General features: G+C 34.6%; 24 protein-coding genes and 1 other RNA gene. 13 read left to right on the top strand and 12 right to left on the bottom strand.

Annotated elements, in window-relative coordinates:
- Positions 1-76 precede the first annotated feature (76 nt).
- Positions 77-826, bottom strand: coding sequence for a 3D domain-containing protein (locus AC1RNS_RS16270; protein ID WP_492994140.1), 750 nt, complete (start codon positions 824-826; stop codon positions 77-79).
- A gap of 289 nt (positions 827-1,115) precedes the next feature.
- Here AC1RNS_RS16270 and AC1RNS_RS16265 point away from each other — a divergent pair, with 289 nt between their 5' ends.
- Both AC1RNS_RS16265 and AC1RNS_RS16260 read left to right on the top strand, forming a co-directional pair.
- Positions 1,116-1,304 (top strand): hypothetical protein, encoded by a 189-nt coding sequence (locus AC1RNS_RS16265; protein WP_492994138.1) that lies wholly within the window; start codon positions 1,116-1,118, stop codon positions 1,302-1,304.
- A 52-nt stretch (positions 1,305-1,356) separates the two neighbouring features.
- The gene (locus tag AC1RNS_RS16260; RefSeq protein ID WP_492994136.1) at positions 1,357-2,484 is read left to right on the top strand and encodes a response regulator; all 1,128 of its coding nucleotides are present in this window, start codon (positions 1,357-1,359) and stop codon (positions 2,482-2,484) included.
- Positions 2,485-2,552: 68 nt separating this feature from the next.
- On the opposite strand, the gene AC1RNS_RS16255 is transcribed toward AC1RNS_RS16260, so the two are convergent.
- Positions 2,553-3,578: a GGDEF domain-containing protein gene (locus AC1RNS_RS16255; protein WP_492994134.1), complete on the bottom strand. Its 1,026-nt coding sequence runs from the start codon at positions 3,576-3,578 to the stop codon at positions 2,553-2,555.
- 306 nt (positions 3,579-3,884) lie between these two features.
- On the opposite strand from AC1RNS_RS16255, the gene AC1RNS_RS16250 reads away from it, so the two are divergent.
- The 5 genes from AC1RNS_RS16250 (at position 3,885) to AC1RNS_RS16230 (ending at position 11,419) form a co-directional block, all read left to right on the top strand.
- On the top strand, positions 3,885-6,926 hold the full coding sequence (locus tag AC1RNS_RS16250) for an ATP-binding protein (protein ID WP_492994132.1): 3,042 nt from the start codon (positions 3,885-3,887) through the stop codon (positions 6,924-6,926).
- 123 nt (positions 6,927-7,049) lie between these two features.
- A complete protein-coding gene (locus AC1RNS_RS16245; protein ID WP_492994131.1) occupies positions 7,050-7,739 on the top strand; it encodes a response regulator transcription factor in 690 nt (229 codons plus the stop codon).
- On the top strand, positions 7,736-8,728 hold the full coding sequence (locus AC1RNS_RS16240; RefSeq protein ID WP_492994129.1) for a sensor histidine kinase: 993 nt from the start codon (positions 7,736-7,738) through the stop codon (positions 8,726-8,728). Before AC1RNS_RS16245 ends, AC1RNS_RS16240 begins: the two co-directional genes overlap by 4 nt.
- Positions 8,729-8,823: 95 nt before the next feature.
- Positions 8,824-9,585 (top strand): ABC transporter ATP-binding protein, encoded by a 762-nt coding sequence (locus AC1RNS_RS16235; protein WP_492994127.1) that lies wholly within the window; start codon positions 8,824-8,826, stop codon positions 9,583-9,585.
- Complete coding sequence (locus tag AC1RNS_RS16230) at positions 9,575-11,419, top strand: FtsX-like permease family protein (protein ID WP_492994126.1); 1,845 nt, start codon at positions 9,575-9,577, stop codon at positions 11,417-11,419. Before AC1RNS_RS16235 ends, AC1RNS_RS16230 begins: the two co-directional genes overlap by 11 nt.
- 51 nt (positions 11,420-11,470) lie before the next feature.
- Here AC1RNS_RS16230 and AC1RNS_RS16225 read toward each other — a convergent pair whose 3' ends face one another.
- Positions 11,471-11,911, bottom strand: a complete 441-nt coding sequence (locus AC1RNS_RS16225; protein WP_492994124.1) for a hypothetical protein — start codon at positions 11,909-11,911, stop codon at positions 11,471-11,473.
- Between the two features lie 171 nt (positions 11,912-12,082).
- Here AC1RNS_RS16225 and AC1RNS_RS16220 point away from each other — a divergent pair, with 171 nt between their 5' ends.
- Together AC1RNS_RS16220 and AC1RNS_RS16215 are read left to right on the top strand one after the other, a co-directional pair.
- Positions 12,083-12,721 (top strand): YfbR-like 5'-deoxynucleotidase, encoded by a 639-nt coding sequence (locus AC1RNS_RS16220; protein ID WP_492994123.1) that lies wholly within the window; start codon positions 12,083-12,085, stop codon positions 12,719-12,721.
- A 103-nt stretch (positions 12,722-12,824) separates the two neighbouring features.
- Positions 12,825-13,346 (top strand): zf-HC2 domain-containing protein, encoded by a 522-nt coding sequence (locus tag AC1RNS_RS16215; RefSeq protein ID WP_492994122.1) that lies wholly within the window; start codon positions 12,825-12,827, stop codon positions 13,344-13,346.
- 43 nt (positions 13,347-13,389) lie between these two features.
- Here AC1RNS_RS16215 and AC1RNS_RS16210 read toward each other — a convergent pair whose 3' ends face one another.
- The 3 genes from AC1RNS_RS16210 to AC1RNS_RS16200 all read right to left on the bottom strand — a co-directional run bounded on the left by AC1RNS_RS16210 (position 13,390) and on the right by AC1RNS_RS16200 (position 15,448).
- Complete coding sequence (locus AC1RNS_RS16210; protein WP_492994120.1) at positions 13,390-14,430, bottom strand: anti-sigma factor; 1,041 nt, start codon at positions 14,428-14,430, stop codon at positions 13,390-13,392.
- Positions 14,423-14,953 carry a sigma-70 family RNA polymerase sigma factor gene (locus AC1RNS_RS16205; RefSeq protein WP_492994119.1) on the bottom strand — a complete coding sequence of 177 codons (531 nt, stop codon included), beginning with the start codon at positions 14,951-14,953 and terminating at the stop codon, positions 14,423-14,425. The genes AC1RNS_RS16210 and AC1RNS_RS16205 overlap by 8 nt, the downstream gene beginning before the upstream one ends.
- A 156-nt stretch (positions 14,954-15,109) precedes the next feature.
- Positions 15,110-15,448 (bottom strand): zinc ribbon domain-containing protein YjdM, encoded by a 339-nt coding sequence (locus tag AC1RNS_RS16200; protein ID WP_492994117.1) that lies wholly within the window; start codon positions 15,446-15,448, stop codon positions 15,110-15,112.
- 246 nt (positions 15,449-15,694) lie between these two features.
- Here AC1RNS_RS16200 and ssrS point away from each other — a divergent pair.
- Positions 15,695-15,887, top strand: a non-coding RNA gene (gene ssrS / locus AC1RNS_RS16195) — 6S RNA.
- A 154-nt stretch (positions 15,888-16,041) separates the two neighbouring features.
- Here the strand turns inward: ssrS and AC1RNS_RS16190 are convergent.
- Together AC1RNS_RS16190 and AC1RNS_RS16185 are read right to left on the bottom strand one after the other, a co-directional pair.
- Positions 16,042-16,935: a helix-turn-helix domain-containing protein gene (locus AC1RNS_RS16190; protein ID WP_492994115.1), complete on the bottom strand. Its 894-nt coding sequence runs from the start codon at positions 16,933-16,935 to the stop codon at positions 16,042-16,044.
- Between the two features lie 63 nt (positions 16,936-16,998).
- Positions 16,999-17,184 carry a hypothetical protein gene (locus AC1RNS_RS16185; protein ID WP_492994113.1) on the bottom strand — a complete coding sequence of 62 codons (186 nt, stop codon included), beginning with the start codon at positions 17,182-17,184 and terminating at the stop codon, positions 16,999-17,001.
- 164 nt (positions 17,185-17,348) lie between these two features.
- On the opposite strand from AC1RNS_RS16185, the gene AC1RNS_RS16180 reads away from it, so the two are divergent.
- From AC1RNS_RS16180 to AC1RNS_RS16170, 3 genes are all read left to right on the top strand, one after another.
- Complete coding sequence (locus tag AC1RNS_RS16180; protein WP_492994111.1) at positions 17,349-17,558, top strand: helix-turn-helix domain-containing protein; 210 nt, start codon at positions 17,349-17,351, stop codon at positions 17,556-17,558.
- 102 nt (positions 17,559-17,660) lie between these two features.
- Entirely contained in the window at positions 17,661-17,981 is a 321-nt protein-coding gene (locus AC1RNS_RS16175) for a hypothetical protein (RefSeq protein WP_492994109.1), read from the top strand.
- 304 nt (positions 17,982-18,285) lie between these two features.
- Positions 18,286-19,272 (top strand): Ig-like domain-containing protein, encoded by a 987-nt coding sequence (locus AC1RNS_RS16170; RefSeq protein ID WP_492994107.1) that lies wholly within the window; start codon positions 18,286-18,288, stop codon positions 19,270-19,272.
- A gap of 63 nt (positions 19,273-19,335) precedes the next feature.
- Here AC1RNS_RS16170 and AC1RNS_RS16165 read toward each other — a convergent pair whose 3' ends face one another.
- The 4 genes from AC1RNS_RS16165 to AC1RNS_RS16150 form a co-directional block, all read right to left on the bottom strand.
- Complete coding sequence (locus AC1RNS_RS16165) at positions 19,336-19,677, bottom strand: hypothetical protein (RefSeq protein WP_492994106.1); 342 nt, start codon at positions 19,675-19,677, stop codon at positions 19,336-19,338.
- 399 nt (positions 19,678-20,076) lie between these two features.
- Entirely contained in the window at positions 20,077-20,514 is a 438-nt protein-coding gene (locus tag AC1RNS_RS16160) for a M15 family metallopeptidase (RefSeq protein WP_492994104.1), read from the bottom strand.
- 185 nt (positions 20,515-20,699) lie between these two features.
- Complete coding sequence (locus AC1RNS_RS16155) at positions 20,700-21,881, bottom strand: NupC/NupG family nucleoside CNT transporter (protein WP_492994103.1); 1,182 nt, start codon at positions 21,879-21,881, stop codon at positions 20,700-20,702.
- Between the two features lie 273 nt (positions 21,882-22,154).
- A partial coding sequence (locus tag AC1RNS_RS16150; RefSeq protein WP_492994101.1) for an S-layer homology domain-containing protein occupies positions 22,155-23,502 on the bottom strand: 1,348 nt, incomplete at its 5' end.

Here is a 23,502-nt window from a genome sequence, read left to right as displayed (position 1 = left end):
GTTCCCAACATTCCTCATACTTATGCGATTTCCTCAAAAAAAGAGACATCTCCTATGAGATATCCCTTTTCTGAAATTAATTTAAAACCTTCACCGTAACAGTCTTAACGCCCCACTTACGGGCTTGTCCCTCTGTAGGAATAAAAACATCAATTTTGTTACCTTTAATAGCACCGCCAGTATCAGCCGCTATCGCCTCACCATAACCTTCAACCCAGACCTTGGTACCTAGAGGAATAACCCGTGGATCTACAGCAATTACCTTCAAATTTGGATTAGATCGAATATCCGTTCCATTTGCTGTAATGCCTGAACAGCCTTCACAATACGCAGTATAAGCAGTTGCCCGCATCGTTAATGATTTACCTGCCCCATTTGTTGCAGCACTTACTTGTTTCGTAGTTGTTGCTGGCTTTTTCACTTTACTAACAGCTGTTTTTGGCTTTGCTGCTGACGCCTTAACGGCTAACAGCTCCCCTACAAAAATCAAGTCAGATGTAAGGTTATTCCATTCCTTTAATTCTGAAACCGTTACATTATTTGTGAATGCAATATTAAATAAAGTATCACCTTTTTCAATAAGATGTTGATCCTTAGGCTTCTCATCCCCCTTTACTATGCTTAATGTTTGCTCTGGATAGTTCCAAGTTGGATCTAATTCATTTATTTGCTGTAATTCTCCTATAGATAAATTAAAAACTTGTGAGATTCCCCATAGTGTGTTGTCAATTTGAACCCTGTCTATTTCCTCAGCAGAGGAGGAACTTACAAACACACCTAGGCCAAAGGTCAACGCTACAGCTAAAGCTAATGCTTGTTTCTTCATATTTCATATTACCTCCGTATTTTATTTTTTGCTATCTGGCGCTAACACGCTAGAGATAGGCTCTTCTATGCAATCGATGCTAGTGAATGCATTTAATAAACTCAGGACAATGGACCTGGTATTACAAATTATTACTATAAAAACAGAAAAATATACAATATCGATCATATGTTTAGCAAATAACACAATTTTATGGAATAAAACTAAACCAAACGTTAATGATTCACATCTTTTAAATGTTGGAAAAACAATATTTTCATCCGATAATAGAGGAAAGGAGGAATGTAGGATGGAGACTTATTCAATATTGGCTTCTAAGGAGCTGAAGCAGCAAAAAGTTAGACAACCACATGCAATGCTAGACGCACTCCATTTAAATATGACTATGTTAATCATTGTCAAATTGATTGCCAATATGTCTCAACAACTTATTAACAATCGAATGGACAAAGGAACCGTGATAGAAATTTCATATTAACCTATCGTCATTTTCAATTTAGGTTAAAAATATTTGAAAGTTGGTGTCCTTTTTGATTCGAGTAATAGTGATGGACGATGAGCCATTAGCTCTTATAAACATGGAGAAAAAGTTAGAGGAATTTGATTCCATAGAGGTTATTAAAACTTTTACAACTGTAAAAGAATTGATGGCTGAGGGACCAAACCTTTCTTTTCAAGTAGCATTTTTAGATATTGAAATGCCTGGCATGAACGGTTTAGAGGTTGCACAACTTTTACAGGAATGGAACCCTAATATCTATATCGTTTTCGTCACAGCATATCGTGATTATGCAATTCAAGCATTTGAAATTCACTCCCTTGACTATTTATTAAAGCCTATTTCAAAAGCTCGCCTAGAGACAACTATTAATAGAATCCAAGCACTCCACCTAGAAAACAAATCTCTTCCTGTATTAGATCAACAAAAATCTTTATTGACTATTCAATGTTTTGGAGGTTTCGTTGTCTCGTATGATGAAAAAACCGTACTTTGGAGAACGGTAAAAACAAAAGAATTATTTGCCTTTCTTTTTTCTAATCTTAATAGTCTCATTCCTCGTGATACAATTATTGATGCCTTATGGACTGAGACAGATTATAAGAAGGCAAGGGTGCAATTGCATACAACCGTCTCATATCTACGTACAACACTTTCTACAATAGGCTATGTAGATGTAATTCAGTATGCAAATGGCTGTTATATTTTACAGCTTGAAGATTTCCAATGCGATGCTTATGACTTAGAGCAGATCTTAAATGAGAAAATGGAGAGTGGAAAGCTCAATATTGAGAAAGCTGAGGTACTTGTACAAAAGTATCAAGGGGAATACATGGCTACGCTAGATTATCCGTGGATTATTAGTAAATCCAATTTTATGAATAACCAGTTTACGCTTATGCTGCATGATCTTGTAGCCCATTATACAGCCATAAATGATGTAAAAAAACGAGAACATGTCTTACTCTTAGCGTTAGAGCATAATCCATATTCTGACAAAACTATCCAACAACTCATGCAACACTATATCGATATTGATAATCGAGCAAGTGCTGTAAAAACTTATAATAAATTTAGACATACCTTGTTAACGGATCTTGAGATTTTACCAAATCAAGAAACAATGGAGCTTTTTAATGCCCTATCACAGGAATTATAATAACTATTATTCATACAAAAAAGTATGCTAGATGAAACTTCTAGCATACTTTTATTTTTGTGATTTTTTTATTTAATTATTTTTTCTGACAGCTCATCAACGACACAGGTACAGTTTCTGCCTGACTGTTTCGCTTTATATAATGCCTGATCTGCAATGGAGATTAACTGATTTGGAGTCTTAATGTTTGCTGTAAAAGCCGTGATACCCGCAGACAATGTAACTGGCCGTCCACATGCGGTATCTAGCAAAGCCTGCTTTATTCGTAGATTTTCAGCTACTTCAATAGCGATATCAACTGTAGCGAACGGTAATACGATCATAAACTCTTCCCCACCATAGCGAAAGCACATCCCCTGCTTGCCAATGTTGTTCTGCATATGATTGGCAAAGGATTTTAAAACTTCATCGCCCATAGTATGACCGTATGTATCGTTTATACTTTTAAAGTCGTCTAGATCTATTAAAACTATTGCATGGGGCTCTCTATTAAAAATTAATTCATTTAAAATTTGATCCATCCTTCTACGGTTAGGAATTCCTGTTAAAGGGTCTAGATTTAGTTGATTCGTTAAGTCAGCTATTTTACTTTCTGAAAGAATTACCATATTCTCTACTACACCTTTTAACAATCGTACCTCATCATACCAATCATCAATAACTTCAAGCTCTTGTACCCCTTCTGCTCTTTCTATACTAGTAGAAAGATTTTGGAGAGGTCGTACAATTTTTAAAGCAATCCATACAGCTACCATCAAAATAATTACAATCAAAATGAATAAGGGAACAATCATACTTTTTAAAAATGTACTAAAAGAAACTGTATTTTTATCATGTATGTTATCAACTAGCTGCTTCATATAGGGTTCTATGGGCTGTGCTTGATTAGGGTCTTTTAATCTTTCTTGTATATAGTTTTCGGTCATAGCCGAAAGTTCCCTTCCATACTTCTCTTGCATCGTTATTTTATTTTGCATAAGAATGTCGTTAAAATTTCGATAGCTGCTCCAAATACTAACACCAGATGTCGCAAGTACAACGATGATTATCATACTCACAATAACAAACGATAACTTTAACTTGTATTTACCCACAATAGATCATTTCTCCCATTGAGATGATTTTTTCGTTAAATTTTATCTATGTTTTTACTCATAAAATATTGATATATTTATTCCATCATCATACGACATAGTTCTTAAAAAATACTTAACAAATGATTAAATTTAACAGACTTTAGAAATATAATGAAACTCAAAAAGAACTATATTTAAGACATTGTGAACATCTCTGTATCTTAAAGTATTCTTTAAGTGAATTACTTATTTCCATTTTCTGAATTTCATGGCATGGTAAATATAGTTCTTTTTCTTATTCAGAAGACCATTCAGGAGGTCCTTATGTCGCTGTTTAAAAATACCGCAACCCGTGTACTTACTATTATTTTAATATTTATTGCTCTGACAATTCTTCGCCTGCTATGGCTATCGTATTTTCTTCCTTCTAGTAATCAACCTGTCGCCCATGAAGGAATATTTGATATTCGTGATCTGCAATTACCTGACGATGAAGTTCTTCAGCTCAATGGTGAATGGCTCTATTATCCACATTTAGTAGACCCCTTAACCGTCAACGATAGCACACTTGCTTACTCTTCTAGCATTAATAGTCAAACGATTCCTATAAAAGATGCAGAAAAAACAGCACAAAGCTATGGAACGTATCGTTTAAAAATTCTACTTAATAATAATGCAGCTACAGACAATCGCTACGCTATTCGAATCCCAGCTGTATCAACTGCTTCTGCACTATATATTAATGGTAAATTGGTTGGCCAGTCCGGCAAAGTTGCTTCCGATTCACAAAACCATAGGGGGCAAGCTGCTCCTTATACGATTTATTTTACAAATGAGCAATCTAAAATGGATTTAGTACTACACGTATCTAATTTTGATACACCTGAGAACCCTACAATAAGTAAAAGAGTTTTATTTAGCTCAGCAACAGCTATGACACATCATCAAAAGTTAACCATGCTATCTCTTGCTGCTATTTCAATTATGCTCATTATATTCGCACTCTTTAGCATTCTAGTTTTTTTATTTATTTACAGAAAACCCATTGTATTACTGTTCACTGTCGGCTTTCTGTTACCGTTGACTGATGAGCTTTTAACCTATGATCGTTCCATATTTGATTGGTTACATCTAGATTATGCTTGGTCATTTAAACTATCATTGGTCATTTATCTTGGGGCATCTTTTTTCTTTGTCCAATTTATGCGTGTTTTACTAGTCAAATATCGTTATGCAAAATGTTTTCAGCTGTTCTTTCATTTATATGCTTTAGGTGCTCTTTTGATTGTACTTTTACCTATTAAATGGCTGTATACAACAAATCTACTATTCTTTATTCTATATGCCGCTTCATTTTTATTTGTAGTTACATTGGCGTTAAGAGAGTACATTGAAAATCAAACACAAAGTTCTGCCTTTATCGCTCTTACAGCTCTTAGTACAACAAATGGCATTATCTGGGGACTAATTAAATCTATATATGTTTTTGATATACCGGTTTATCCATTCGACTATTTATTTATCATGCTCGGTTTTTCGAGTTACTGGTTTAAACGTTTCTTTGAAAATACAGAACAAATTAAAGATCTGGTGGCTACATTACAAAAGGAAGATGAATTAAAGGATGAGTTTTTATCAAGTAGTTCACAGAAGCTATGGGATCCTATGAATAAGATGATTACTTTAGGACAGTCCATTTATGATAATCCTAACAATAAGCTGGTGGCCGAAGATCAGGAAAATCTAAAGTATCTCATTGATATAGGGAGAAGCATGTCCTTTACATTAAATGACATATTGGATTACACTCGCTTAAAAGAAGGCGATTTACATCTTCATAAAAAAAATATTAGCATTCAAGGCTCTGTATACGGGGTTTTTGATATGCTTCGGTTTATTACAAATGGAAAACAAATTCACATGAACTCTACTATTTCTAAATCATTTCCTAATGTAGTAGCTGATGAAAAGCGTTTAATTCAAATTCTCTTTAATCTTTTACACAATGCTATTAAATATACAGATGCTGGTTCTATTGATATCAGCGCACATATAGAAAAGAATATGGCTGTTATCCATATTCATGACACTGGTTTAGGCATGGATGCTACGATTCAAAGTCGGCTATTTTCCCCTTATGAGCAGGGAAATGAAAATGATGATGGAATTGGGCTTGGTTTATTGATTTCTAAAAAACTTATTGAATTGCATGGAGGTACATTGCAAATCCACTCTATTCTTAACAAAGGATCTGATGTCTATTTTACTTTGCCATTAGCAATGGAAAATATAAAGGATGAGTATACCTATATCAATTATGAGGACACAGCAGTTCCAGCGGAAGCAAAACTGATGTCCTCAATAACAGAAAAACAATTCAAAATCTTAATGGTTGATGATGATCCAGTAAATTTAACGATAATGCGTAGTTTATTTGCATCATCCGAGTATGCTGTTAAAACTGTAACGAGCAGTGAAATGGCTTTAGCGGCCTTAAAGGACAATGATTGGGATTTAGTAATAATTGATGCTATGCTGCCTTATATCTCTGGCTATGCATTAATTGAGATGATTCGAGAGCATTATTCCTTACTCGAATTACCAATATTATTATTAACAGCGCGAAAATATCCAGAAGATGTTTACACTGGCTTCGCTCATGGGGCAAATGATTATGTGACTAAGCCTATTAATGCTCTTGAATTAAAGGTTAGAAGCCGCGCATTAATTGATCTTAAATATAGTATTCATCAACAATTGCATTTAGAAACTGCTTGGCTGCAAGCCCAAATACAACCGCACTTTCTCTTTAATACATTAAATACAATTGCATCACTTAGTACAATCGATACTGATCGTATGATTGACTTATTGCATCATTTTGGTGAATACCTACATGCAAGCTTTGATGTGCGGAATCTGCAGAGAGTAGTTCCACTTAAGAAAGAGTTAGAGCTAGTAAACTCGTATCTCTATATTAAACAACAGCGCTTCGGACAACTACTACACGTTGAATGGGATATTGATAGTCATATAAATATTGAAATCCCCCCTATCTCCATTCAAACTTTAGTAGAAAATGCGATACGTCATGGCGTATTAAAGCAAGAAAAAGGTGGAACAGTTTGTATTCGCATTAAAGATGATCCTGATTTTGTCACAATCAGTGTAATTGATGATGGCGTTGGTATAGATGCGACCATCTTATATGAATTACAATCAGGTAACGATAATGAATGGAACAGCCTTGGTGTAGGGATTCGTAATACGGATTTACGCCTAAAAAGAATTTACGGACAAAGGCTACACATTGAAAGTACACTTAATAAAGGAACAACTATCTCCTTCCGCATTCCCAAAAATTAATTTTTAAAGAGCCTCCACACTCTCAATTGGATTTGTGGTGGCTCTTCTTTATAATGTAAAATTACATAGATTTTTAAAAATCAGGGTACACTAAATGAAGGTACCTAAAGAAAGGTCGATACTATGTACAAAATTTACATAATCGAAGATGATACGAATATTTCAAGGCTAATCACTGAGCATTTAACAAAATATCAATTTCAATGCTATACTGTCCAGCAATTCCATCGTATTGTAGAAGAATTTCAGGCTATTCAACCCCATCTAGTGGTTATGGATATTAATCTACCAACCTATGATGGCTATTTTTGGTCGCGGAAAATACGCCAGCTTTCAACATGTCCAATCATCATTTTATCAGCTCGTGTTAACGATATTGATCAAGTGTATGGTATTGAAAATGGAGCAGATGATTTTATGACAAAACCCTTTTCACTCGATGTGTTTATGGCAAAAGTGAACGGACTTATTCGTCGTACATATGGTGAATATGCTTCTTCTGACTCTACTATCAGCACCATTGCAAATACAACATTAAATGCTGATACTGTTCGTCTTCAAACGACAAAACAAGAGAGTTTATTAACATTAAAAGAAATGCAGCTTTGCAAATTACTATTTGATTCATATCCAAATGTTGTTACTCGTCAAGAGCTATTAAGTGCCATTTGGGATGATGAAACCTTTGTTGAGGAAAACACCTTATCCGTGAATATTGGCCGTCTACGTAAAAAATTTGAAGTCATTCAATCTTCACTAGAGATTAAAACCATTCGTGGACTCGGCTACCAATTAGTGGAGGTAGAAGAATGAAACTTTTTTTTCGAGACCATGCAAGTGTCATTATCCTTTACGCTATAAGCTTTTTGTTTCTTCCTTGGCTAATACAGACATTGGATGATTTATCACCACACTATTTCTATTTTATTTTTCTCGTTAGCTTCTTTTTTACGATTTGGCTAATTGGTCGTTATTTTCGTAGAAAGAAATTGTATGCCCATTTACAAAACAACACCTTCACACATAATGATTTACATTTATTTGAACCTCAAGCTTTGATTGAGCTAGCCTATAGCTCAAAGCTACGTCAAATGCAGCATTTATATTTAACTCAGCAGCAGCAACTGGAGGAGCAAGGGAATGAAAGACAGCTTGTGCTATCTCATTTTGCCCATCAGATGAAAACACCTCTGTCGGTAATTCAATTGATTATTCAATCTACTCATAATGCTGCTACAAGCAATCAATCCGAGTGGCAGAATATTAAGAATGAATGCGATAAGCTGACATTTACCCTCAACCAACTACTCACTTATGAACGTACATCCCATCTTGCTGCAGATTTAAAAATTGAAGCACTCCCATTAAAGAAACTAGTACAGGAGGTAATCAACGATTTAAAGGATTATTTTATCGCTAAGGAAATTTTTCCTAAAATATTAATCAAGGACAACCCTATTATTTACTCAGATCAGAAATGGCTAAAAATTACGCTCTATCAAATTCTCAATAACGCTATTAAGTACGGGGATTCTGAAAGCTCCATTCAAATTATGTATGACGATGCTATTTTACAAATTAAAAACAAGGGAGAGACTATTCCTGAGAGCGAGATTTCCAGAGTCTTTGATTTATTTTATACAGGGACAAAAGGAAGAATGGGCGGTGAAGCAACAGGGATTGGCCTCTATTTGGTGAAAAAGATTTTAACCTCATTAGAGCACCCTTTTACTTTACTCTCTCAAAACCATATTACAACCTTTGCCATAGACTTTTCAAAAAGCGTTAAAAAGTCAACATGACAACTTTGTCATATTGACGTCACAAAGCCAAATAGGTAAATAACGGCTCCTTTTTTATACTAGAGCTATTCAATTAAAGTAAGGAGTTGTTGAGGATGGGACACGCTATCCTACAAGTTTCTAATCTGCAAAAAGAATATATCGGAGAAATCACCTATAGAGCATTGAATGGTATCAATTTTCAGCTTGGTGAAAATGAATTCGTAGCTGTTATGGGGCCTTCAGGAAGTGGAAAAACAACATTTTTAAATAGTGTGTCCACAATTGATCGCCCCACGGCTGGAGAAATCCTCATAAATAGTAGAAATCCCTATACATTAAATGACGATGAGCTTGCTAAATTTCGCCGTACAGAGTTAGGCTTTGTATTTCAGGATTTTAATCTTGTCCACACATTAACCGTGAAGGAAAATATATTATTACCATTAACATTGGATAGTTTATCTGCCAATATAATGAACCAACGTTTAAAAAATGTGTCACAGTTTCTCGGCATTGAAGAGCTGCTATCAAAAAGGATTTATGAAATTTCTGGTGGACAAAAACAACGAGTAGCCATTGCACGAGCAGTTATTCATGAACCAGCTTTATTATTGGCTGATGAGCCTACAGGCAATCTTGACTCCAAAGCTGTAAACGATGTGATGAACTTATTTAGCTCTATTCATACAGCATTAAATACCGCCATTCTAATGGTGACACATGATCCATATGTTGCAAGCTTCGCCAGTCGGATTATTTTCATCAAGGATGGAAAATTATATAACGAAATTCATCGTGGTAATAATCGCAAGCAGTTTTATCAGGAAATCATGGATACACTTGCATTTCTAGGTGGTGGACAGCATGAGCTTTAATCATATCGTTGTGCAAAATATTTTGCGTGACAAGTGGACATATATTTCCTATTTTCTTAGTAGTGTATTTTCTATCATTATTTTCTTTCTCTTTACAATCATTGCATTTCACCCGAGTCTAAATAGCATAGATCCAGATTCAACACTTGGTATATCACTACTATTAGCGAGTATGCTCGTCTATTTATTTTCATTTATTTATATCACTTACTCGATCATGGCATTTCTAAAGAAAAAAACAAAAACACTTGGGATCTTTATGATAGCCGGGGCATCTATGAAGCAAATTCGCACACTCGTCTTTCGTGAAAATATTCTAATAGGTGTTTTGGCAATACTAACAGCAATTGTTTTTGGACTTGTTATTACCCCTCTTTTTTTAATGGGGGTCAAAGTCGTTTTAAAGGCTGAAACTTTCGGCATGTATTTTCCTATAAAAGCAATCGTACTTACTATTTTTTTATTCATCGGATTGTTTGTGGCAATTTCAAAAATTGTGACCCGATTTATTAATAAAGAAGCCTCCATTCAGCTTTTAAAGAGTGATGTGATCATTGAAAAATCTATACCAAAGCATCCTCTTTTATTTGGTTTTAGTAGCATATGTTCAGCTACTCTGGCATATTTATTAAAAATCAATCACCATCTTGTTGAAAGCCTTGGCGTTCTTTACTATTTAGTATTTTTTATAAGTATTCTTTGCTCGATTTATCTCGTCATATCGCAAGGAATGCGCTTCCTTCTAAAAATTTTTGAGATATCTCCAGCCTATGTGCGAAAAACAAATATGCTACTAGTTTCTAATTTGAATGCAAAAATGAAATCACATGCAAATATGCTATTTTTAATCACAATTTTATTAAGTGGTGTATTTTTATGTACCAGTATTTTATTTAGCTCCTACTACAATGTAGCAAAGGATAGTGAAGAAAACTATCCATATAGCTTTCAATATATAGCTGATCCTAAAGCCGATCCGAATATGGTAAAAGATGATGTTGAGTATCTAGAAAAGGAATTGTCCCCTACTGATCCTCAAAAATATTATATAGAATTCAAATCCAATGAAGAGGATCAAATTGGCTATATGTCTGTTTCTACCTTTAATCTGTTAAAGAATCAATCTGTTAGCTTACATGATGATGAATTTATAGCTGTTGCTGGAAATCGTGATTTAGAACCTATTACTAATACAATTGCGGATCAATATCTTAAAAATCTAAAGCTTACATCTATAGATGGAAAAAACTTATTATCCACTGGTTTCCAGCACACATATTTTATTGTACCTGACCAGCTTTATGACCATATCCACTTCCCTATTTATCAGGCTTATCTATTTGAGCTTGCTAATTGGACAGCCCATACTGAACTAGCTAATAAAATTATGGAGCATATACCAACTTTACCTGATGAACGTTATGTCACTTCCAAAATTACTTTATTTGATTCGGAAATGTTTGTAAAAAGTGTGATGTTTTTTATCGGTTCTATGTTGAGTCTTATTTTCTTAAGTGCAGCTATGAGTATACTCTACTTCTATTTACAGACAACCCTAATACAAGAAAAAGAAAAATACTCAAGTATACGGAAGCTTGGTCTATCTCAAAAGGAATTATTCATCGTTGTGTCAAAGGAGCTGGCAATTCTTATATTTGTACCATTTGCTTTAGCCATTACGATGTTATTTATCACTCTATTCGCCATGCGAACGATGGTATCAACCACATTTCTACAAGTTTCCATGATAAGCTCTCTCAGTTTCCTTGCCCTATTCATTATTAGTTACTTATTTATTCGTAAGAGTTATTTCAAGCGATTACTTAGCATATAATAAAAATACGCACTCCTCCATGGGTGCGTATTTTTTATAAAGAAAGATCCTCTACCAAAGAACGGGCTTTGCGACCATTAGCCATAACATAATTAGCAATAAACAAATATACATCCATGCCTTACGCCGTAATAATAATGCAAACTTTTTCTGGTCATAGGAGGGTGTATTAAATGTTCTTAAGGTTGGTTTGAATGCTCTTGCTAAAAAAACAATGGCAGCCAACATAATAAGAAATGTTAGAACTATCCATGATGTATTCCATTGATAGCCCGCATGCCACATTAATAAAATACCAGACGCAACTAGAACATGCCCGGAATGCTTGACAATGGTAATAGCTCCCTTAAAGGCCTCGATATATGGCGGCATTTCAATATGAGCCGCAGTGTGCATTTTTTTAACAATTGTTAAAGCTACAAACAATGGCCCAATCGAAAGAATGGCACTTACAATATGTATATAAAGAAGAAGTGTATAAATTGAAATCATGGTGCATACTCCCCTTATTAGCAGTCCCCTTCATTATAGCATTCAACTTGCCTGACTTTAGAAGCATTTGTGAATCCTTTGTAAACGCCACTTGAATCATTGTTAAATTGTTTGAAATTTATACAAAGAGGGTAAAGTTTATAGTAACATGCACTTATAGAACAAAAAGGAGTGATTTTTATAGGAATTCATCAATTTTTTACAAGTCTAAATGACCTAGAACGTATTATTCGTTGCCCTGGCCGCTTTAAATTTGAAGAGCATAACGTGGCTGCTCACTCTTGGAAGGTATCACAATACGCTATGTTTTTCGCCACATTAGAGGAAATGAATGGCGCCACAGTAGACTGGAAGGCACTTTACGAAAAGACCATTAATCATGATTTTGCTGAAGTATTTATAGGCGATATTAAAACGCCAGTAAAACATGCAAGTCCCGAGCTCAAACAAATGCTTGCACATGTGGAAGAAAAAATGATGGAAAAATTCATTATCAATGAAATCCCTCAGGAATTTCAAGCTATCTTCTTCGAACGTATGAAAGAGGGTAAGGATAGCACGTTGGAGGGTCGTTTACTTGAATTTTCCGATAAGCTAGATCAATTTTATGAGGCCTTTGCTGAATTAAAGCGAGGAAACACTGACAAAGAGTTTGTTTATATGTATCAATCAGCTCTTTCCAAGCTTTTAGCCATTCCCCTAGAAGCAACAGTTCATTATTTCCGTACTGAAATTTTGAAGGATGCGGTAAAGGAAAAGACACATATTGATATTCAAGCCCTCACTAATGAAGTATTAACCTCAACATAATATGGTGCATGTACAAGTTTTCCGAATGAATAAACTCACGGAAGGCTTTTTTTATTTTTCTCAAAAAGTCGTATAATGAAAGAAGAGGATTGGAGGGAAGCCTTTGCCACAGGAATGTTCAATAGTTGAGGATTTATTGCCTTTGTATAATAAGCGAACACTACAAGCAGCTACTACACAGTTTGTCGAACAACATTTAGCTAATTGTGAACATTGCCGTCAGCTAGGGACTACAAAGCAATTAACAAATAATCATTTTCCAATGAAAAGAACAATAAGCTTTTTCCATATTATTTTTATCGTTTTATCCTTTATGTTTGCGATTAATTCATCCTTATTAGGTAATCAAAAAAGCTTTGTTGTCTCCTATGCTATTTTTGGCTGTCTTACTTACTTTTTTTACAAAAACATTTGGATCGTTTTTTCCATCAGCTCTGTACCCGTGTTTGTATGGGCTATTATTAATAATATAATTAATCCACTCTATATTAGTACCTATTCGTTTACAGTGATTGGAGCTCTATTAATTGGTGCGGGTTATATCGCCCTGTTACATACCATTTTTGCACTAATTGGTGCTGCCTTTGCGATTATTTTGCGTAGGTTTACTAAAATTAGTTTTTAACGAATAGAGGGAGCTGCCTCAAAGTCAGAGACACCCCCCTCTATTACCAGTTATTATACCAATTCCACAGCTCAACATTTCCAAGCTTCTGATTAGATATGCCTTCTATATATCTCAGCATTAATAAATTCTTTGTTGGTCCTGTCACCACAGCACCATAAGCCTGAAAACCATTCTTTTTTAAATAATCATAACGTTCTTGCAAATGTGACAAACCAAGAAAATCCTCGATATAGCTTTTCTTTTCATTGTTCAGTAGCTTTTCCATATTTTCTAGCATAACTCGCTGACTATCTCGAACTCCACCCTGCGTTAAATTTTGACCTACCCAAATTTTTAAATAATCATCACTAACCTTCATCCCTCCTGTTAGCCCGAAACTATCATAAATTGTAAGGTTAACACTATCTTCACCAGTTGAAAATGACTCAAAGGATTTGAATTCACCTGTATATATAGGCATCCAAACAACTTCCACATCGTATGGTTCAAGCATGTTTATCAACTTTTTAGGCTCCATAAAGGTTGCGGTAGAAAACGCTAGTTCTGCAACGGTTCCTTCGGGTAATTTTTCTAACGTTTTCCATACACCATTGTTAATTTTGGATGATGTCGCTTTCCCTGTTCGAGGGTTCTCAGGTAAATTGAAGCTAAATTTTTCAAATTCATTTGTGGGTTTCAGGCTCGAAGATGAAGAAGAATTTTTTAACGTTAAGTTCATTTTCATCGATGAAGATGTATTGAGTATTTTTTTATCCACATACATCTCACCTACCATTACGTTCTCTTTCCCTACTTGCTTCACAAGAGGATAGCTAAATTTTTGCGTCAAAAGTGGTGTTATTTCAGCAGTTGAACCTGAATATTGTCCTTTTATATTTGGCTGCTGCCATTCTAAAGCCATTAATGAATTATAAATATGTTTACGATCCGGGCGTGTTTTATCAAAAATGATTGATAAGCTTAAAATATATAAACCATAAATAGCAGCACATAGTAGCAATATACGTAATATCCGAGAGGTTAACGTAAAACGGTACTTCCGTAATATTTTTTTCTCTTTTTCCTGCGACCACTCAGTCATCTTGAAACCCTCCATTCTTCTTGATTATTTCAGCTAAGCGCTTACGTGCACGATGTAACAGTATTTTCACCTGCCCCTCTGTTAGCTCCAATGACTCTTGTAGCTCTTGATATGTAAATTGTTCATACTCTCGTAAATATAAAATTGTTCGGTAATTTTCAGGCAAAAACTTTAATAATGACTGTATATCTTCCGTTACTTCATGCTTGAGAATATCAACTTCAGGCAGACCATAAGGACTAAGCATGTCATCCTTCCAAAATAATTGTGCAAATGGGATAGTCCTTCTTCTTTTTTGCTTGCGCCACTCATCTAGATACGTATTCCGTGCTACTTTAAACAACCATGCTCTCACATCCTCTTCTTTATAAAATGACAGCGATACCGTAGCTCGTACAAAGGTTTCTTGTACTAAATCTTCCGCTATATGTACTGACCCAGACATTTTCAGCAGAAAATAATATAACGATTTCGCATATTCCTGATAAAGTTGCTCAAGCTCATTCTTCCGCTGCCTGTCCATGCATCCCCCTCGCTTCGTGGTTTTCACAAGTAAAACGTCTGTCATTTCTAAATGTTACAGTAATTACTAATTTTATTTAAAAATAAAAAAGAGTCGATTATGAAGTGTATCCATTATCCGAAAATGGACTCTTCTTTACTCGACTCTTTTTAATACCTATGCTTTTTTAACAAACTCTGACTTTAATTTCATGGCACCAAAGCCATCAATTTTACAGTCAATATTATGATCACCTTCAACTAGACGAATACTTTTCACCTTTGTACCAATTTTCAATGTTGAAGAGCTACCCTTGACCTTTAAATCTTTAATGACTGTAACAGAATCACCATCCGCAAGAAGGTTGCCGTTTGCATCCTTTACAATAAGTGTATCTGCTTCTTGCTCTGTTACATCTGCACTCCATTCATGTGCACATTCTGGACATACAAAATTTGCACCATCCTCATACGTATATTCAGAATTACATTTCGGACAATTTGGATAAGCTGCCATTTCCGCTTCCTCCTTTACTTTTTTACTAGGTTAATCCTATATATTCTCCTATCTTTACATAATCTGCCCTATTAATCAAAGGTTGTTCGCCTTTTTTGTTCGCATTTGTGAAAAATGTATGAAGCAATAAGCTGGAGATATGGCTATTTTTTATTTAAAGCTATATGATTTGGGATGCTTGCCCATTGACTTTTTTACCTAAACCATCTTACTTGCAAGTTTGTTTATCATGCCTTATTATATCTTTAAAGGCTGCATTGTTCGTATAATATTAAGTTTTAACCTTTAAGCTGTAAAAGGGAGTTTTATTATTGGAGTTGGAATGACGGGCCTCACACCAAGGTGCATGAGGATATGCAGGAAAACTTCTGCGAACACCCACTTTGAGGAGTGGTGGTTTAAAACTTTCTATAATAACTACGGCATACGCGGCTTTTTAATTTAATCTTACAGCCATAAGGCTTTTGAGCGAATCACCCTTCCATTATTGGAGGGTGATTTTTTTATGTTAAAATTGGTGTTGTTGCAAAATTGTTGCAAAAAATAATGATAATTAGTTATATAAATTAACATGTTCTGCAATTTCTCATTCATCATTCCAACCAATTATCTAATTTACTTGGTCTACTACATATCAACTGTGGAAGACCATCTCGCTCATTCAGCCAGTTATAAAAAGGTATTGGTCGTCCCTTTTTTGCTTCGCCCTCCACAGATGATGAATTACTCGCCTTCATATTGGAACGCCCTACTGCCTTACTATATGCTCCTACAAATACGGCTCTTAATGTACTAGTAACTGTCAGTACACCTTCTTTAATATCCATAGCAATTTTGAATAGTACGTTTTTAGCTCTAATGAAATCAGATGCACTTTGAACCTGAGTAGCTAAAACAACTTTGTGTAATTCATCTTTTAAATTATCTGCTAATGGCAGCGAGTGCATGAAATCAAATAACATTTGCTGATACTCATTCATGTACTCTTTTTTCTTTTCAGCTTGCAAAGCGATTTCATCCGCTAGGTTATTAATATTATTTGCTTGTTTAGAACTAAAAAGATAAAAAGAACTAGATGATAGCTCTTGAGATTGTGGATGGCAAACGCTACTCTCACAAGGCATTTCAGCGTTTTGACGGTCGGACATTGACGCTGAGACATTGTAAGGCAAAATGATATAAATGCTTGCACCTTGTCCACCTTTGCTTTTTACAGTCGTTTCTTTCTTAATAATTCCAAGTGATTCTAATTTTTTGATACCACGATAAACCGTCTTCGTACTGATCTCCAATGCTGTAGCAATTGTGGAAGCTTTAAGATGGCACGCCCCTGGATACTCTAGAGAATGTGATGCAAGCTTGAAAACGATGGCACGTTCTGATTCTGTTAAATCGTAGTAATGTGCCGATATATGGTCCTCCACACTCTTATCCATATCAGCTATTGATTCAAATGTTGTGTATTGTGCTAAATATTCAAATGCCATCGTTTTCACCTCGCTTTCTAATTACGAACTTTCTAGGATCCACTGAATGAATATTGTTCGTGTTTATTTAAGTGCCTTACGTAAATTTTCTCGTGCCTGTTTTACTTCTAAATTGGTCAACAGCCTATGATACCTCATAAGGCGTTTTAATCTTCGTTGATACTTGTGGACATCTGTAATTGATTCATGTTGTTTCATTTTTGTTTGAATATACTTTTGACGTTGTTGGATACTTTTCAATTCGTTCACCTACTTCACCTAAAAGTGTAAACAATTCATTCGTTGGTAATAATATATATCATTAAAATGTATAAGTAAATAAAAATTCACTAAAAAGTGAAATTATATTTTATTTAAGTGTATTTATAAGCTATAATAGTGGTAACAATATCTATTGAGGTGGTGTGAGAAGTATGAGCATGGCAAAGAAAATTAAGTTGTTAATGGTTGAAAGAGATGTTACAGCTGCTAAATTAGCTGAAAAGCTAGGAACTTCCCAATCCAACATTTCTAACAAACTAAAGAGAGATAATTTCAGCGAAAAGGAATTAGAAGAAATTGCATCTGCATTAGATGCAAAATATGAGGCTCATTTCGTTTTAGAGGATGGACGTAAATTTTAAGTACAGATAACTAATATCGGTTGTCTGTTTTTTGTATGTACTTTCCACTCTCGTTTCCATTAAAATGATACTGTACATAATTATATTAAGGAGTAAGGTAACATGGATTCATTTTTAATAAATAATAAAGTATGTAATGTTAATATCGTTCCTTATGAAGATAAATGTGGACTAAGAGACGATGGAACTTTTTTAATTTGTTATAGAGGGTGGAATGTCGATTTCCACTACGATGATAAAGAAATACTATACGCTTCTATATCTGAAGAAGCACCTTATTTAATAAGATTCGGAAGCTCCCCATACCCTACTTTCGGTAAAGATATAGAAATAGTAAAAGAATACTTACAGGAAAAACACGGAATAAAAGATTTTCTATATTATGACCCAAACAGAGATGAAGATAGTTATATAAATTTTTAATCTTAAATTTGAAAATGACCAAGACAGTCATTAAGCTATCTTGATCTCACTTCATTTATTTACTGCGTCTTTGCTGAATTGTAATATACAAGCCCGTTAATCGATCAGTTGTCATTGTTCCATTCTGTAAATCCTTCAAATGAGATTCCTGTATAATGCCTGTCAATAAACAATTTAGTCACTCAAGTGAGTGGCTTTTTTTATTAGAATTAGACGATTTTTATTATGGTAAATAAGTATAAGTATGGTTAAAGTTGTTATTGTAGGTTTTTAAAAGAAATTATTTAAATTAGGAGGATAAATCATGAAGAAATATTTTTCAATTTTTATTTTAGCTATCTCTATGTTTAGTTTGTCTTTATTTACAAATAATTCAATAGAAGTTAACGCAGCTTCTATTGGGGAATATTTACCACAACCTGAAGAAGGATGGAAGAGGTATGAGAATTCAGATTCTCGTTTTAAATATACTGGAAATTGGAATGTTTTTTATAATAGTGGGTTAAGTGGTGGAAGTGGACATCAAACTTCTACAAAGACTTTAGAGAAAGTAACATTTAAAGTAAAAACTACCAAGATAAGATTCATCGGTTGGGGTAGTGCAACAGATCGAGATTTATCAGAAAATGCGAAAATAACAATTGATGGTACTCCTCACTACTTTAACAATAAGATAGGAAGCCCTGGCGGTGGAATATTACTTTTTGAAAAGGTAGGATTAGAAAATGTAGAACATACTATTGAAATAGAGAACGAGTTAGGAAAATTCTATATATTAGATGCAATTGAAATCGATTTAGATGGTAGTCTTATAGATGAAGTAACTACTGAAAAATCAATTTCATTAGATAGAAATACATTAGAACTTTTGGAAGGCAGCCAAGATAAATTAACGGCTACAGTATCTCCAGATACAGCAAAAGTAATTTGGACAAGTAGTGATCAATCAATTGCCACTGTTGATCAGAATGGTAATGTAACTGCTATTCGTGAAGGTACAGCAATCATTACAGCAACAATAGAAAACACAGATATTTCAGCTACAAGTACGATTGTTGTTAAGAAACCGATCAGTGAATCATCGAGTGCTATTTTGAGCATTACTTTGGTGAATGGTATAACAAAAGAATATGACGTGACTAATGCAGTTTTAAACAATTACTTAAATTGGTTTGATACTGCACAAGGAACTTCAACATTCAAATTTTCAAAAACAATTTCACCTTATAAAAAGGTAACTGAGTATGTCGTACATGATAAAATTGCTTCATTTGAAGTAAGAGAATACTAAACCATAAAAAAAAGCCCAGGCTCAAAATTAATTGAGTACCTGGGCATTATCTAAACTTTTTACTTATTGAATAGTCAAATAAAAAATTACATATTTATCATCTACATCATATGCATAAACGACAGCATTTCCTGCTTTATTTGCTCTTAATCTTCCATATGGCGTTATACTAACATTTCCTGCACCTGATTTTATTTCTAATCTAGAGTATCCTCCGAAATGTTCTTGATTTACTCTCACTCCAAATAAAGAAATCATAGTACATTTAGGGTCCTCATCACAAAGTGCTTGCCAACTTTGCCAACCATCTATTTGAGCAGCAGATGCAGTTTCCGAAAATGGAATCGCTACTAATGTAGAAAGTGCAAGCGCAGAAGTAAGTGCTATTTTTTTAAATATTTTCATGTTTTTCACCCTTCTTATGTAAATTAAATGGATTTTAAATTACTATAGTAAACTTACTTACCCTCGAGTTAACTCAAGTCTATCAATACAAATGCCGAATTTTCAATGGTGTGTTTCCGAAATTCCATTTTTCGGGAACATTCATTTTTTGGCGTTATCTATCGTTTTATGTCGCACAACGCCAAATCACGCCATTTATACCGCCATTTTTTGGCGCACCTTTATTATTTTATATAACATAAGTAACATTTTTAGTGAAATTCACACTAAAACACTTGATATTTTCATTTAGTTCTATTCTTATATTCAGATGATAATTTTCACAAAATTGTCACTTTAATATTATGTAATAAGTAATAAGACTAGCTCGACTAAATTAGCCATGCTAGTCCTCATTGCTTATTTACTACGTCTTTGCTGAATCGTAATAAACAACCCAATTAAACGGTCAGTGGTCATTACGCCATTCTGTAAATCCTTCAAATGCGATTCCTGAATAATGCCATCTTTAACCGCCTGTGCAATAAAGTTTTCTGTTTCAGTTTTCAGAGCTGGTGAACCAGGGTTCCATGTTTGAGTCACTTTGATTTCCTCCTTCAGTTTGTCTTCCACAATTAATTGGACTTGTCCTTTACTATTGGTAGGCACGTTTAATTTACCCTCTAACTTATAACCTGTAGGCATCTTCCAATTTGCCTTTACTTCAAAGTGTGGTCGGTCAATTCTACTAACCCAATCGCCACCCCATGTAATGCCTAGCTTTTTAGCAATAGCTCCTACTCGAGTAAGTGTAGTTACATCATATAAAATTGTGGAGAACCTACAGCAATATCCCAAGCTAGGCGTGATTCGTGATTTCTGGTTAATTTATTTAATAATACTTAATTAAACCTCATTTGGTTAAAATTTCCCCTTCTACCAGCCAAATTTGAATCGATGGTTCAACACGCTCATAAAAAAACCACACCCCAATCTAACAAATGGAGTGCAGTTCAAATAGCTATTACTGCTTTTTTTCTAAATTAAATAACAAAACCAACTATTGTAGCTGTTAAGATACTAACAAGTGTGGCACCATACAACAGCTTTAAGCCAAAACGAGCAACTATATTGCCTTGCTTTTCACTCAAACCTTTTACTGCTCCAGCAATAATACCGATAGATGAAAAGTTTGCAAAGGATACAAGAAAGACAGAAATAATACCTACTGTATGCGCGCTCATAGACTTAGCTACTTCTCCAAGGCTTATCATGGCCACAAATTCATTTGTTACTAATTTGGTTGCCATAATTCCTCCAGCAGAAATGGCATCTGCCCATGGCACACCCATTAGGAAGGCAATTGGTGCAAATATATAACCCAAAATCCCTTGGAAAGATATACCGAATACTATATCAAATAATGAATTGATCATATCCATTAATGCTACGAAACCGATCAGCATAGCTCCAACAATAATAGCTACTTTAAATCCATCCATAATATATTCACCAAGCATTTGAAAGAAAGATTGTTTATGTTCATCTTCAATCGTTAAAATATCTTCGCTTTCCTCTACTCTATATGGATTAATAATAGAAACAATAATAAATCCGCCAAACAAGTTCAACACAATCGCTGTTACTACATATTTTGGTTCAATCATCGTCATATAGGCTCCAACAACTGCCATAGAAACAGTAGACATAGCCGATGCACATAATGTATACATTCGCTGTGGTGTAAGTTTATCTAATTGTTTTTTTACAGTAATGAATACTTCAGATTGACCAACCATTGCAGAAGCAACAGCATTATAAGATTCCAATTTCCCCATACCATTTACTTTACTTAAAAGTAAACCTACCCATTTCATGAAGAAAGGAAGTATTTTAAAATGCTGCAAGATCCCTATCAATACAGATACAAAGATAATCGGTAATAATACACTAAGAAAGAATGGAGATTCTCCTTTATTCGCTAAACCTCCAAAAACAAAGGATATACCTGTATTTGCGTAAGCTAATAAATGATCAAATACTTTCGTGATTCCTTTTATCAAAATATAACCAAATTTCGTATTTAGAAGGAATGCTGCCAATAGAAATTGGATGATTAGCATCATCAATATATTTTTATATTTTATTTCTTTTTTGTTTTTGCTCATTAATAAAGCTAAACCAAAAACAAGCAGCAATCCGCAAAAAGATATTAAGTATCTCATAAATTCCCCCATATAAATATTGAACGTTCGACTACAAAGCTATTCTTCCATTCATTATGTCCAATAACAAAAATTTAAGAACAGGCAATCTTAATAAATAGTAGTCAGACGTCAGACAAATAATTTCACTATAACAGTTTTTCTACCACTATTTCAATAGTTCGTAGGAAAAATAATTTTTGTCGCTTTTGATTTTTTGGCTTGATATGCATGTTTTACTTCAAAAACCTAAAAAAGACGATGACCAGTTAATTCCTGTCATCGTCTCTGCTTCTAGCTCTCTGTTAATTGTAATGTGCGATATAATAACGCTGCAAATTGGGCACGGGTTAAAGCGGCATTCGGTTTGAAATATTCATCATCCCCTAGTACGATGCCTTCGTTGGCTAACGCATTTACGTATGGGGCATACCATGCATCTGCTGGCACATCTTTAAATTTCTTTTCACCTTCTCCATCAATATTAAAAGCAAGTGCAATAATTTTTACTGCTTGAGCTCTTGTTAAAATAGACTTTGGATGAAATGCTCCATCCTGTCCATCAATTATGCCCGCTCGCTGTGCCAAACGAATTACATTGTAATAAACATGATTTATTGGGACATCAGTAAAGTCCAGAACATCTCGTTCTTCTGTTAACCGACCCAATCGAGTAATCATTAAAATCATATGCTCACGACGGATTGATTCATTTGGTCTAAACTCATCATTTGGATAACCTTGAATGATGCCCTTTGATACAAGGTCTTGAATTTCCTTATAAGCCCAAAAATCTGATGAAACATCGCTAAATTCTATTGTTTGCTCTGGTTCAGGTGTCGGCTTTGCTGCTGGTTCTGGTTCTGTTGTCACCGTCTCACTGTCTTTTTCAACTTTTACAAGAATCGTTGTGCTTTTATTTTGATCTACTGTTGTAACTATTATCATTGCTATTCCAGCAGTAAGTGGCGTAACAACACCGTTTTCGTCCACTGATGCTACTTCTGGGTTACTACTACTCCATTTCACCCTTGAATTCGTTGCATAAGATGGTTGAATTGTTGCTTGTAAGACAACTTTTTCTCCACCCTCTGTCAATCTAAGCTCATCATAATTTAAACTTACACCAGTGACAGCGTAATAATTAGGTGGCTGTGGTAGCATAACAGCTTGTCTGTCGATATGAATTGTGTATTTTTTTGTTGTCATGCCATCCTCTGCAGTTACTTCAATCAAAATGATGTTGCTTCCTATCGTTAAAGGAATTGTAGAGCTTACATGTCCATTCGGAACCAATAAACCGTTCACTGTCACACTTGCCCTTATATCTGCAGTAATGAGGTTAACTGTTAGGCTCTCTATCCTGTTTTCTACAAATTGTGTGTAGAATGTCTTCGCTGGATAAAACGTTTCATTTAAAGGACCACTACTCAAGGTTAAGTTGCCCAAATCCGCATTTGTAGAAGGTCCCCTTCGATTTACTTGAACTGTATACGTTTTTGTAGTGCCATCCTGTGCTGTCACCACAACAGAAATTATATTATTTCCTGCTTGCAAAGGAATAGGTGCACTTGCTTGTCCACTTTGCACGTTATTGTTATTAACTGTTATAGTTGCAGTTGCATCGGTCACTATAGGTGTT

The organism is Lysinibacillus sp. GW821-FHT14F06 (genome assembly GCF_058803665.1).
Note: the sequence above shows the minus strand (reverse complement) of the source record. Positions and strands in the feature narration are given on the sequence as shown.